The following is a 12,966-nucleotide window of genomic DNA, read 5'->3' as shown; positions in this document are numbered from 1 at the left end:
GGGCCGACCGAGACCGCCGGGATCGCGGCGCCCGCCCTTGGCCGAGGGGCACATGATCCGGATGTCGATCTGACCACGCTGCCATCCGGCCTGCGCATCGTCTCGCAACGCATGGACCATGCCGCGACCGTTTCGCTGGGCTTGTGGATCGGCGCCGGCTCGCGCGACGAGCTGCCCCATGAGCACGGCCTGGCGCATCTGCTCGAGCATATGGCGTTCAAGGGCACGGCGAGGCGCAACGCGTTGCAGATCGCCGAGGAGATCGAGAGCGTCGGCGGTGATCTCAACGCGGCGACGTCGGTCGAATACACCTGCTACACCGCCCGCGTCCTCGGAAGCGACCTCGCGCTGGCGGTCGATATCCTCGCCGATATCGTGACCGGCCCTGCGCTGACCGAAGACGAGCTGAAGCGCGAGAAGGGCGTCATTCTGCAGGAGATCTCGGCCGTGCAGGATACGCCGGACGATCTCGTCTATGACCGCTTCCTGCAGGCCGCCTTCCCCGACCAGCCGGTCGGCAGGCCGATCCTGGGAACGGCTCAGACCGTCAAGGGCTTCACGGCCGATGCGGTCCGGGCCTATCTGGCGCGCAACTATCATTCGGGCAACATGGTGCTGGCGGCGTCCGGCGCGGTCGACCATGCCGAGCTGGTGGCGCTGGCGCGCGAACATCTGGCGGCGCTTCCGGCACCGCCCGTCGAAATCCTAACGCGCGAAGGCGGTGAATATCGCGGCGGCGAGGCGCGAATCGGCTCCGACGAGGAGCAGGTGCATCTGGTGCTCGGCCTGCCCGGCAAGGCCTTTGCCAACGGCGCCCATTATCCGCTGCAGATCTTCGCTTCCGTGCTCGGCGGCGGAATGTCGTCGCGGCTGTTCCAGGAGGTGCGCGAGCAGCGCGGCCTCGCCTATGCGATCGATGCCTTCCATTGGCCCTTCTCCGATTGCGGCGTCTTCGGCATCGGCGCCGGCACCGCCCCGGAGGATGTAGGCGAGCTGATCGAGGTCGCGCTTGGCTGCCTGCGCAAGGCGGCGGAGGACGTCTCGGAAGCCGAGGTCGCCCGCGCGCGCGCCCAGATGAAAGTCGGGCTTCTGGCCTCGCTCGAGAGCCCCGGAGGCAAGCTGGAGCAGATGGCGCGGCAGGTTCTGCTCTTCGGCCGGGCCATCCCGCGCGAGGAGCTCGCGGCGCGGCTCGACGCCGTGACGCTCGCGGATGTCCGCGCCGCCGGGCGCGCGCTGCTCGGCCACCAGCCGACGATCGCGGCCATCGGTGCGCTCCATGGCCTGCCCCCGGCCAAGCGCCTGCGGCAAGCCGCCCGCGCGGCGGATTGAGACGGCGATGGCGCTCTTCCGCTTTCCCAGCGAACCGCAGAGCCGCCCGCTGATCCGGACGACCAACCTCTACCTCCGCGCCCCGGACCCAGACGACTTCTCCGCCTGGGCCGTACTGCGGATGGAAAGCCGCGAGTTCCTGACGCCCTGGGAGCCGACATGGAACGAGGACGACCTGACCCGCCAATCGTTCCGTCTGCGGGCCAAGCGCGCGACACGCGAAATCGGCAATGACGAGGCCTATTCGCTTTTCGTCTTTGAAGCCCATTCCGAGGCACTGCTCGGCGGGCTGACCCTGGGTCTGATCCGGCGCGGCGTCGCGCAGGCCTGCACGCTGGGTTACTGGATGGGCCAGCGCCATGCCGGCAAGGGACATATGAGCGAAGCGGTGCGCGGCGCACTGCGCTTCGCCTTCTCGGAGCTGGCGCTGCATCGCGTCGAGGCTGCCTGCCTGCCCAACAACCTGCCGTCGCGCCATCTGCTGGAGCGGGTCGGCTTTCGCCATGAGGGGCTGGCGCGGGGCTACCTCAAGATCAACGGCGTCTGGGCCGATCATCTGCTCTACGCGGCGCTTTCGTCAGACAGGCCGGCCGGGGGCCAGGCTTGAGCGTCGCGGTGGATGGCAGGCCTGCCCTGCCTTGCCCTCGCCATGAGCGACCGCTACGAAAAATCGTTCAATATCGAACGATCGTCTTCCGTCTGGTTTCCGAGCGCAGCTTGTCCATTTCCGAGCGATTCCTCCGGATCGGCCTTGCCGTCGCCGGCTTTGCCCTGTGGTTCAGCTTCGCCGGCATCAGCCCGGCCTTGGCGGTCGATGCGGTTCGGGTGCCGCTCGACGCGGCCGTCATCGACCTGACCAACATCGTTGAGCGCAATAAATCGGACGGCGACGTCATCCAGATTTCGACCGCGCCTGGGCCGGACGGAATCGTGCGTCGCATCGCGGTGAAGGCCCGCGAGGCCGGCGCGAGGCCGGACTGGATCGTTTTCGCGCTCACCAACGATTCGGACGAGCAGATCGACCGGCTGCTGGTCGCTCCCTTTCACCGGCTGATCGGCTCGGGCGTCGTCTGGCCCGATCTCGGCGACCGGCGCATCGAGGCTGTGACCGCGAGCCAGGGCCTCTCGCCCGACCGGGAGGCCAGTCCCGATGCGGACATCTTCCTGATCACGCTCGACCCCGGCACGACGGTGACCTTCGTCGCCGAGCTGAAATCGCCGAACCTGCCGCAGCTCTATCTCTACGAGCCCGACGCCTACCGCCAGAAAACCAACGGGCTGACGCTCTATAAGGGCATCATCATCGGCATTGCCGGCCTGCTGGCCCTGTTCCTGACCATCATCTTCGTGGTCAAGGGCGCGGTGATCTTTCCGGCCGCCGCCGCGCTGGCCTGGGCTGTGCTCGCCTATGCCGGGCTCGATTTCGGGTTCTTCCAGCGTCTGTTTCCGTTGACGCCACAAATCGAGCGCATCTACCGGGCGGGCGCCGAGGTGGTGCTCGCGGCGACGCTCGTGGTCTTCCTCTTCGCCTATCTCAACCTGTCGCGCTGGCATGTGCGCTACGGCCACATCACCCTTCTGTGGATTCTGGGTCTTGCCGGCCTGATCGGGCTCGCCGTGTTCGATGCGCCGATGGCCGCCGGCATCGCCCGCATCTCGATCGCGGCCGTCGCAGCGATCGGCTTCATCCTCGTCGTGCATCTCGCCACGCATGGCTACGAGCGCGCGGTGATGCTGATTCCGACCTGGTTCCTGCTCGCAGTCTGGGTGACGGCGGCAGGCTTCACCGTGACCGGGCAGTTTCAACGCGATCTGGTCGCGCCTGCCTTACTGGGTGGGCTCGTGCTGATCGTGCTGCTGATCGGCTTCACCGTGATCCAGCACGCCTTCGCCGGCTCCGGCCTGTCGCAAGGGCTGGTTTCGGACACCGAACGCCGGGCGCTCGCCTTGTCGGGCTCGGGCGACCTCGTCTTCGACTGGGATGTGAGCGCCGACAAGATCTTCGTCTCACCGCAGATCGAGGTTTTGCTCGCCCTGCCCAAGGGCACGCTGGAAGGCTCGGCGTCGCGCTGGCTGGAGCTGATGCATGTCGCGGATCGGGACCGCTATCGCGTGACATTGGACGCCGTGCTGGAACAGCGGCGCGGCAAGCTGAACCTCGACGTCCGGATGCGCTCATCGAGCGGCGCTTATCACTGGCTGAACATCAAGGCCCGTCCGGTGCTGGGCTCGGACGGCGAGGTCATCCGTGTCATCGGCACGCTGTCCGATGTCACCGACCAGCGCACCGCGCAGGAGCGGCTGCTGCATGACGCGGTGCATGACAACCTCACAGGGCTGCCCAACCGCAAGCTGTTCCAGGACCGGCTTGGCGCGATCTTCGGCTTCACCCGCGCCGACGACAATATCCGTCCCACCGTTCTCGTCATCGATGTCGATCGCTTCAAGCAGGTCAACGAATCGGTCGGCTTCTCGGCCGGCGATTCGATCCTGCTGACCTTGGCGCGCCGTCTCGGCCGGCTGCTGCGGGCGCAGGACACGCTGGCCCGCATCGGCGGCGATACCTTCGCGATGATCCTGGTCTCGGAGCGCGATCCTGAGCGCATCCTGGCGCTGGCGGAGCTGGTGCGCCGCGCGGTCTCGACGCCGATCACCTATGCCGAGCGCGAGATCGTGCTGACGCCGTCGATCGGGCTTGCTCTGTTCGACCCGGCGCCCGCCGCCCGGAAAGACGACGCGCTGAAGAACGCCGAGCTCGCCATGGCCCATGCCAAGCGCCAGGGCGGCAACAAGATCGAGATCTTCGTGCCGGCGATGCGGACCGACCGCAACGACCGGCTCGCGTTGGAAAGCGACCTTCGCCGCGCAATCGAGCGCGGCGAAATCCAGGTGATGTACCAGCCGATCGTCCGGCTGGAAGACCGTACCATCGCGGGTTTCGAGGCGCTGGTGCGCTGGGACCATCCGCGCGAAGGCCGCCTGATGCCGCAAGACTTCCTCGCCATCGCCGAGGAGACCGGGCTGATCGTCGATCTCGGCATCTACGTCATGGACAAGACGGCGCGAGAACTCGAAGCCTGGCAGGCGGCGCTGGAGGTCGATCCGCCGATCTTCGCCAGCGTAAACGTCTCCAGCCGGCAGTTGCTGCGCCACGACCTGCTGCATGATGTGAAAACGGTTCTAGGGCGCCGACGCGTGCTGCCCGGCACGCTCAAGCTCGAGATCACCGAAAGCCTCGTCATGGAGAACCCGGAATACGCGGCGCAGATGCTGCAGCGCATTCGGGATCTCGGAGCAGGCCTGTCGCTGGACGATTTCGGAACCGGCTATTCCTCGCTGTCCTATCTGCAGCGCTTCCCCTTCGATACGATCAAGATCGATCAGAGTTTCGTGCGCCAGATGGGCCATGGCCGCCTGCCGGTCATCCTGCGCTCGATCGTCCAGCTGGCGGCCGACCTCGGCATGGACGTGGTGGCGGAAGGCGCGGAGAGCGAGTCGGACGCGATCGAGCTCTACCAGCTCGGCTGCCAGTACGCGCAGGGCTACATTTTCGGCCAAGCGATGTCGGCTGCCGAGGCGCGGCGCCTGATGGGCGCGAGCGCGGCGGTGGCGACCGAAGCGGCTTGAGGATCATCGAGACCTGATCGCAGAGCTTCCCGCTCCGCTGGCGTCATTCCGGGGCGCTCCGCAGGCGCGAACCCGGAACCGATCTAGCGAGACATTTGACGCTCGCGAGACATTTGACGCGCGGTTGCGGGCGGGTCACCCGGTCATGGGTTTCGGGTTCTCCGCTCCGCGAAGCCGGAATACCAACGCGATCGTCGCTCAGGCGTGCCCGGCCTCGCGCGACAGGAACGCCGGGTCGATGCCGATCTTGCCCAGCGCGCGGTTGTATTTCGTGTCGATGCCCTCATCGAACAGCAGCGCTGCATCGGCCTCGCAATGCAGCCAGCCATTGGACTGGATTTCGGCTTCCAGCTGGCCGGCGCCCCAGCCGGCATAGCCCAGTGCCAGCACCGCGCTCTCCGGACCCTTGCCGTCCGCGATAGCGCGGAGGATATCGAGAGTCGCGGTCAGGGAGACACCCTCGTCGATGGGCAGCGTCGCCGAATCCAGAAAGAAATCGGCGGTATGGAGTACGAAGCCTCGCTTGGTCTCGACCGGGCCGCCGCGCAGCACCTGCATCCGCTCGGCGCTACCAGGCAGCCGGATCAAGTCCTCCGACGGAATGACGTCGAGCTGCACCAGCAGGTCCGGAAATTTCGTGTCGCCCGCCGGCTTGTTGACGATGATGCCCATCGCCCCGTCCTCGGAGTGGGCGCAGATATAGACGACGCTGCGGCTGAACCGGGAATCGGCCATGCCCGGCATCGCGATCAGGCACTGCCCGTCGAGATAGTTGCGGCCGTCGAGGCGGGTTTGGGAGCCTAACTTCATGCGACCATGCTAGAGCAAACTCGCCCCGGCTGAAAACCGGGATCGGCCGGAAAAGAACGGCATCGCGAATGCGCCCCAATCCGGAGTCATGAACACAGGGTCGCCATCCCGCATTCGCGTGAGGAATCCAGGTTTTGTTCGCTTTCCGGCCCGGCAATCGCTAAGGCAATGCCGTGATCCGCATTTTGTCCCTTCTGGTACTATTGGCCTCCGCCTGCACCGCTCACGCGCAGGACGGGCCGACCGAGGCCGCCACCTCGCCATGGTCGACCAGCGAGTACGCCAGGCTGCGCCTGATCGCCGGGCCGACGACGGCGAGCGGCAAGCAGCGTGTCGGCGTCGAGATCGTGATGTCGCCCGGCTACAAGACCTATTGGCGCAGCCCGGGCGAATTCGGTGTTCCCCCCGCCTTCGACTGGTCAGGCTCTACCAATATCGGCGGCCTCGACGTGCGCTGGCCGGCGCCGCAGCGCTTCGAGGATTCGGCGGGCTATTCGGTCGGCTATGTTGGCGAGGTGGTGATTCCGGTCTCGCTGCAGCCGGTCGATGCCTCGCGCCCCGTGATGGTGGCCCTCAAGCTCGACTATGCGGTGTGCCAGAAAATCTGCATCCCCGTGCATGGCGAGGCGCGCTTGTGGCTGGAGCCGGGCGTCACCACCGTCACCTCGCCGCGGCTGGAGAGCTTCGAGGCTCGCGTGCCTGTGCCGGTGAAGCCCGGACCGCACAAGGAGAAAACCGCGATCCTCGATGCCGGTCCCGACGATAAGGTGGTCGATCCGGGATTGCGGCTGATCCTGCAGGTTCCGACCGGCGGCGGCATCGACGACATCTTCATCGAAGGTTCGGGCATGTGGTCGTTCGGACGACCGCGGCTGACGCCTCAGGCCGACGGCACCGTGCTTGCCCAGATTCGTATAAACGACCGGCCGAAGGGTTCCACCGGTCCGATCCCGCTGATCTTCACGGTCACGGGCGCACCCAAAGCCGTCGAGACGAGGCTCGAACTCGACATCCCCTCGGTCAAGCCCTAATCGGGGAGCACGGCGGCCGCGAGCCGCAGGCTTTCAGGAGACGGGCGCGATGACGATCAAGCTGGGTGACAAGCTTCCGCAGGCGACGTTCCGCGTCATGACGGCTGAGGGCCCCGCGCCCAAGACCACCGACGACTTGTTCAAGGGGCGCAAGATCGTGCTCTTCGCAGTGCCGGGCGCTTTCACCCCGACCTGCCACAAGAACCATCTGCCGGGCTATCTCGCCAAGGCCGAGGAGATCAAGGCCAAGGGCGTCGATGCCATCATGGTCACCTCGACCAACGACGTCTTCGTGCTCGACGCCTGGTCGAAAGCGACCGAGGCCGCCGGCAAGATCGACTTTCTTTCCGACGGCAACGCGGATTTCGCCAAGGCGATCGGCCTGTCGATGGATGGCACGGGCTTCGGCATGGGCACCCGCTCGCAGCGTTATTCGATGATCGTCGACGACGGCGTCGTGAAGGCCCTCAATGTCGAAGAGGCCGCCGGCAAGGCCGATCTCTCCGGCGCCGAGACGATGCTCGGCCAGCTCTGAGCGCTCGACGCGAGACGAAAAAAGCCCGTGCGATGTGCTCGCGCGGGCTTTTCCTTGGCCACTTCATCGGGCGTCCGCCAAATTGATCGATCGGATCGCGGCTTGTCATGAGACAAGCCGGCGCTGTGGGACTAGCCTCTGCATCGGAGGAAAACCATGTCCGACGTCGTCATCCGCCCGCTCACCAGCACAGACCATGCAGCTTGGTTGCCGCTTTGGCACGGCTATTTGAGCTTCTACAAGGCGAGCCTGCCGGCTGAGCTCGACAGCGTGACCTTCAAGCGGTTGACGAGCGGGCAGGAGCCGATGGGCGGGTTTCTGGCGATACGCGAGGGTCATGTGCTTGGCATGACGCATTGGGTGATCCACCGCTCGACCTGGAGCGAGCGCAACATCTGCTATCTGCAGGATCTCTTCACCGTGCCGGAAGCGCGCGGCGCGGGCGTCGGCCGCAAGCTGATCGAGGCTGTGAACGCGATGGCGCGGGCAGAGAATTGTTTTCGGGTCTACTGGCAGACCCACGAGACCAACTTGCCGGGTCAGGCACTCTACGACAAGGTCGCCGACAAGCCGGGCTTCATCGTCTACCGCCAGTCCTTGGGCTGACGGCGTCTTGGGGCTGACGGCAGCGCTGCGTCGATGCAGGGCCGCATTTGCGCGAGTGCAATGCGGACGTATCGGCGAGCTCCTATATGGAAGGGAACTAGTTTCGCAGCGGTTTAGCGCTCGCGCCAATCCTCCCATCGGGCGCTCGACTGCGCCAGACTGAGATCGCCACGTCATGAAGAGCATCGGTTTCCTCTCCTTCGGCCATTGGAATCCCTCGCCGCAATCGGGCACGCGCTCGGCCGGCGATGCGCTGCTGCAATCGATCGATCTGGCCGTCGCGGCCGAAGAACTCGGCGCCGACGGCGCCTATGTCCGCATCCACCATTTCGCCCGACAGCTTGCCTCGCCCTTCCCGCTGCTGGCGGCGATCGGAGCCAGAACGAAGCGAATCGAGATCGGCACCGCCGTGATCGACATGCGCTACGAGAACCCGCTCTACATGGCGGAGGATGCGGGCTCCGCCGATCTGATCGCGGGCGGCCGGCTTCAGCTGGGCTTGAGTCGCGGTTCGCCGGAGCAGGTGGTCGATGGCTTCCGGCATTTCGGCTATCACCCAGCGGAGGGCGAGAGCGACGCCGATATGGGCCGCCGCCATGGCGAGGCTTTTCTCGATGTGCTGCGCGGCGAAGGCTTCGCCCAGCCGAACCCGCGACCGATGTTTCCCAATCCCCCCGGGCTGCTCAGGCTCGAGCCGCATTCGCCCGGCCTGCGCGAGCGCATCTGGTGGGGCGCCGGCTCGAACGCGACCGCCATCTGGGCGGCCAAACTCGGCATGAACCTGCAAAGCTCGACGCTGAAGGATGACGAGACGGGCGAGCCGTTCCACATTCAGCAAGCCAAGCAGATCCGCGCCTATCGCGAGGCCTGGAAGGAAGCCGGGCACCAGCGGACACCCCGCGTTTCGGTCAGCCGCAGCATCTTCGCGCTGACGGACGATCGCGATCGCGCCTATTTCGGCCGTGGCGGGCAGGAGGAGGACAGCGTCGGCTTCATCGACGAGAGCACGAGGGCGATCTTTGGCCGCAGCTATGCGACGGAGCCCGACAAGCTCATCGCCGAACTGAAGAAGGACGAGGCGATTGCCGAGGCCGATACGCTGCTGCTGACCGTGCCGAACCAGCTCGGCGTGGACTACAATGCGCATGTCATCGAGGCGATCCTGACCCATGTCGCGCCGGGGCTGGGCTGGCGCTGACCGTCCTTCGAAGTGCGCGCCCAGCGCTTGCCAAGCGCATCGCGTAACGGCAGTGTGCGCTCCGCAAAACGTCCAGTTCGTGTATGCTGGATCGTGCTCTCGTCGAGCGAGCGAATATGGGACACTGCCACACCATGATCATGAACGATAAAAGCGCCGGCATCGGCCGGACTTCGCTCGACCGCCGGTCGTTTCTGGTCGGGTCCGCCGTCAGCCTCGGCGCGCTCGGGCTGGCCGGTTGCGGGGCGACGGACGGGATGAGCCTCGCTGAAGCGTCGCGGGTCTACGGGCCGGTCGACGACAAGAAGTTCCCGATCCCGGCCGCCGACATCACCAAGGTCGACCCGAAATACTGGCGCCGCACCGTGCGCTACGACACCAAGGAAGCGCCGGGCACGATCATCGTCGATCCCGCCAATTATTATGTCTATCGGATCGAGGGCGACGGCGCCGCGACGCGCTACGGCGCCAATGTCGGGCGCGACGGCTTCCGCTGGAGTGGCGACGCCTATGTCGGGCGCAAGTCGGAATGGGCGACCTGGACGCCGCCGGCTGAAATGATCAAGCGCCAGCCGGAAGCCGCGAAATACGCGCGCGGCATGCCGGGCGGCCTGGAAAATCCGCTGGGCGCGCGTACGCTGCATCTCTACCAGAACGGCCGCTACACGCTCTATACGATCTATGCCTCCAGCGATCCGGACACGATCGGCTCCGGCATCACCAGCGGCTGCGTCGGGCTGCTCAGCCAGGACATGATCGACCTCTACGACCAGACCCCGGTAAAGACCAAGGTCGTCGTGCTGTCGGCCTGAGGCTGGCAGACCGCATGTCCTGATTACGGGTCATCCCGGACAAGCTGCGAAGCAGCGCCTGTCCGGGATGACCGGCGCCTTTTTTGAAGCGTTAAGTCACGCTCGGACGAGCGCACCTCGCCGCAATTATCGAGAACGCCTCAGCCGAAAGTTGCGAGCGGCTGCGCGTAGAGTGCGGCGGAGATCGCAAGGTTGAGCGCCACCGCCAGCCAAAGCCAGACATCGAGGGGGATACGGAACGTCATCGGGACTGCCCTCCGTGATGCAAGGACAATCCGTTGAAGCCAATGCCGTTCCGGCGAAGCGGGCATTTGAGGCAAATGCCTGGTATCGTGGTGAGCGCCGCGTTAACCGCCGCTGAGGCAGGTCACGTTAGCGCGCCGGCTTGAACGGCGCCATTCCGGCCCGCGCCAGAGAGTCGGCGCGTTCGTTCATCGCGTCGCCGGCGTGCCCCTTGACCCATTTCCACTCGATGGTGTGGCGGCCCAACGCGGCTTCGAGGCGCTGCCAGAGTTCGACGTTCTTCACCGGCTTCTTGTCGGCGGTCTTCCAGCCATTCTTCTTCCAGCCGTGAATCCAGCCGGTGATGCCTTGGCGCAGATACTGACTGTCGGTGTGGAGCGCGACCGTGCAGGGGCGCTTCAGCGCCTCCAGCGCCGAGATGGCCGCCATCAACTCCATGCGGTTGTTGGTGGTCTGCGCCTCGCCGCCACAAAGCTCCTTTTCGACGCCGCCGAAGGCGAGGATCGCGCCCCAGCCGCCGGGGCCAGGGTTGCCGGAGCAGGCGCCGTCCGTCCACACATCCACGGCGTCGCTCATGCTTCCTCTCCCGTCATTGCGAGCGTCAGCGAAGCAATCCAGGAGTGGCAGGGCTCGACGCACCCCTGGATTGCTTCGTCGCTCCGCTCCTCGCAATGACGGCGTCGCGTATGCGCCGTTACGCAGTGACCTTCACCGCTCATCGCTTCAGCCCGTATTCGCGCGCGTCGAGGACGCGCTGGTGAAAGGCGAGCTTGCGGTCGTATTCGAGCGGGTCATGCGGCTTGACCAACGCGCCCGGCGGCACATTCAGCCAGTCGACCAACCGGGTCAGCAGGAAGCGCAGGGCCGAGCCCCGGCAAAGCTGCGGCAAGGCCTCGACCTCGGCCGGCTCCAGCGGGCGAACACTCTCATAGCCCGCCAGCAGCGCCTGGCCCTTGGTGAGATTGAACGAACCGTCGGCCTCGAAGCACCAGGAATTCAGGCAGATCGCCACGTCGTAGGCGAAGGCATCGGTGCAGGCGAAGTAGAAGTCGATCACGCCAGACAGCCTGTCGCCCATGAAAAAGACGTTGTTGGGAAACAGATCGGCATGAATCACGCCGCGCGGGAGTTCGGCCGGCCAGCTTGCCTCATGCACGGCGATTTCGGCTGCGACGCGCCTGGCCAGGCCCGGCGAGACCTTGTCGGCATCGCTGCCAGCCTGCTCCGCCAGTGGACGCCAGCCCAGTACGGAGAGCGCATTGACGCGTTCCATCGGGAAATCGGCGCCCGCCTCATGGAGCTGCGCCAGCCCTCGGCCCAGTTCCTGGCAATGCTGCGCGGTCGGCCGACGCACCGACAAGCCGTCGAGGAAGGTCACGATGGCGGCGGGGCGCCCGGCCAGCCGGGCAAGCCTCTCTCCGCGACTGTCCTGCACCGGCTGGGGGCAGATTAGCCCGCGCGAGGCCAGATGCTGCATCAGCTCGACGAAGAAGGGCAGATCGTCCGGGTTCACCCGCTTTTCGTAGAGGGTGAGGATATAGGCGCCCTGCGAGGTGCGCAGCAGGTAGTTGGAGTTCTCAACACCCTCGGCGATGCCCTTGGCGGAGAGCAGATCGCCGATGCCATAGCGCGCCACAAAGGCTGCCAGCTCATCATCGGGAACTTCGGTGTAAACGGCCAAGATGAATGCTCGTTTCGGCTTATTCTGCGGCGGTCTTGGCGGGCTCGCCGCGCAATTCGCGTGGCAGCGGGAAAAACACGTCCTCGCTCGCGGTCGAGACTGTTTCGACACGGACGTCATAGCGCTCGGCGAAGGCGTCGATGATCTCCTCGACCAGCACTTCGGGCGCGCTGGCGCCTGCGGTGATGCCGAGGCTGCGAAGGTTTCCGAAAGCCGACCAGTCGATCTCGTCGGTCCTGAGCACCAGCCGTGCGACCGGGCAGCCGGCCCGCTCCGCGACCTCGCGCAGGCGCTGTGAATTCGATGAATTGGGCGAGCCGACCACGATCAGCCCCTCGACCAGCGGGGCGACGCGTTTCACCGCCTCCTGCCGATTGGTGGTTGCGTAGCAGATGTCTTCCTTGTGCGGCGCGATCAGCTCCGGAAAACGGGACTGCAGGGCGTCGACGATCTCGCGGGTGTCGTCGACCGAGAGCGTCGTCTGCGTCACGTAGGCCAGCGGGACACCGGGCGGGGGGCTGAGCGCGGCGACATCCGCGAGCGTCTCGATCAGGGTGATCGCGCCCTCCGGCAATTGTCCCATGGTACCGATCACCTCGGGATGGCCGGCATGACCGACGAGCAGGATATGGCGGCCGCGCTTGTGATGGACCTCGGCCTCGCGATGCACCTTCGTCACCAGCGGACAGGTCGCGTCGATGGCGAAGAGATTGCGCAGCTTAGCCGCGGCTGGAACCGATTTGGCGACCCCATGAGCGGAAAAGATCACCGGCCGGCTCTCATCGGGCACTTCGCCCAGCTCGGCGACGAAGACCGCGCCCTTCCGCTTCAGGGATTCGACCACGTATTTGTTGTGCACGATCTCATGGCGCACATAGACCGGCGCTCCGTGCAGGCTCAACGCCTTCTCGACCGCGTCGATGGCGCGCACCACCCCGGCACAGAAACCGCGCGGGGCGCAGAGCAGAATGTCGAGCGGCGGCTTGGTCACGCGGCCTTGAAACTCCGGTCGGGATCGAGCGTCTTCTTTCGGCGTGAAGACGGCGATGTCAAGGAAGCGGCCGAGCCGATTGACAGTCATGTTGATATCAACA

Annotated in this window: 12 protein-coding genes; 8 read left to right on the top strand and 4 right to left on the bottom strand. The window is 65.9% G+C overall.

The features are described from left to right. The first annotated feature begins 21 nt into the window (after window positions 1–21). The 3 genes from AC1DR6_RS08020 (at window position 22) to AC1DR6_RS08010 (ending at window position 4,956) form a co-directional block, all read left to right on the top strand. Entirely contained in the window at window positions 22–1,329 is a 1,308-nt protein-coding gene (locus AC1DR6_RS08020) for a M16 family metallopeptidase (protein WP_476828992.1), read from the top strand. Between the two features lie 7 nt (window positions 1,330–1,336). Beyond that, window positions 1,337–1,936, top strand: coding sequence for a GNAT family N-acetyltransferase (locus AC1DR6_RS08015; protein WP_476828670.1), 600 nt, complete (start codon window positions 1,337–1,339; stop codon window positions 1,934–1,936). A gap of 110 nt (window positions 1,937–2,046) precedes the next feature. Continuing rightward, window positions 2,047–4,956: an EAL domain-containing protein gene (locus AC1DR6_RS08010; protein WP_476828669.1), complete on the top strand. Its 2,910-nt coding sequence runs from the start codon at window positions 2,047–2,049 to the stop codon at window positions 4,954–4,956. 198 nt (window positions 4,957–5,154) lie between these two features. Here the strand turns inward: AC1DR6_RS08010 and AC1DR6_RS08005 are convergent, their stop codons facing one another. Continuing rightward, complete coding sequence (locus AC1DR6_RS08005) at window positions 5,155–5,766, bottom strand: YqgE/AlgH family protein (RefSeq protein ID WP_476828668.1); 612 nt, start codon at window positions 5,764–5,766, stop codon at window positions 5,155–5,157. Between the two features lie 173 nt (window positions 5,767–5,939). Between AC1DR6_RS08005 and AC1DR6_RS08000 the strand changes: the two genes are divergently transcribed. The 5 genes from AC1DR6_RS08000 (at window position 5,940) to AC1DR6_RS07980 (ending at window position 9,948) form a co-directional block, all read left to right on the top strand. Next, window positions 5,940–6,797 (top strand): protein-disulfide reductase DsbD domain-containing protein, encoded by an 858-nt coding sequence (locus tag AC1DR6_RS08000; RefSeq protein ID WP_476828667.1) that lies wholly within the window; start codon window positions 5,940–5,942, stop codon window positions 6,795–6,797. A gap of 49 nt (window positions 6,798–6,846) precedes the next feature. Next, window positions 6,847–7,332: a redoxin family protein gene (locus tag AC1DR6_RS07995; RefSeq protein WP_476828666.1), complete on the top strand. Its 486-nt coding sequence runs from the start codon at window positions 6,847–6,849 to the stop codon at window positions 7,330–7,332. A 156-nt stretch (window positions 7,333–7,488) separates the two neighbouring features. Continuing rightward, window positions 7,489–7,938, top strand: coding sequence for an N-acetyltransferase family protein (locus AC1DR6_RS07990; protein WP_476828665.1), 450 nt, complete (start codon window positions 7,489–7,491; stop codon window positions 7,936–7,938). Between the two features lie 175 nt (window positions 7,939–8,113). Beyond that, window positions 8,114–9,136, top strand: a complete 1,023-nt coding sequence (locus AC1DR6_RS07985; protein WP_476828664.1) for an LLM class flavin-dependent oxidoreductase — start codon at window positions 8,114–8,116, stop codon at window positions 9,134–9,136. 134 nt (window positions 9,137–9,270) lie between these two features. Beyond that, window positions 9,271–9,948, top strand: coding sequence for a L,D-transpeptidase (locus tag AC1DR6_RS07980; RefSeq protein WP_476828663.1), 678 nt, complete (start codon window positions 9,271–9,273; stop codon window positions 9,946–9,948). A gap of 372 nt (window positions 9,949–10,320) precedes the next feature. Here AC1DR6_RS07980 and rnhA read toward each other — a convergent pair whose 3' ends face one another. The 3 genes from rnhA to ispH form a co-directional block, all read right to left on the bottom strand. After that, the gene (gene rnhA / locus AC1DR6_RS07975) at window positions 10,321–10,767 is read right to left on the bottom strand and encodes a ribonuclease HI (protein WP_476828662.1); all 447 of its coding nucleotides are present in this window, start codon (window positions 10,765–10,767) and stop codon (window positions 10,321–10,323) included. A 139-nt stretch (window positions 10,768–10,906) separates the two neighbouring features. Further along, on the bottom strand, window positions 10,907–11,872 hold the full coding sequence (locus AC1DR6_RS07970) for a homoserine kinase (protein WP_476828661.1): 966 nt from the start codon (window positions 11,870–11,872) through the stop codon (window positions 10,907–10,909). Between the two features lie 19 nt (window positions 11,873–11,891). Beyond that, complete coding sequence (gene ispH / locus AC1DR6_RS07965; protein ID WP_476828660.1) at window positions 11,892–12,953, bottom strand: 4-hydroxy-3-methylbut-2-enyl diphosphate reductase; 1,062 nt, start codon at window positions 12,951–12,953, stop codon at window positions 11,892–11,894. Window positions 12,954–12,966 lie beyond the last annotated feature (13 nt).

The organism is Allobosea sp. P5_A5 (assembly GCF_056400625.1).
The sequence above is the reverse complement of the archived record's forward strand: the minus strand, read 5'-3'. Positions and strand labels throughout refer to the sequence as shown.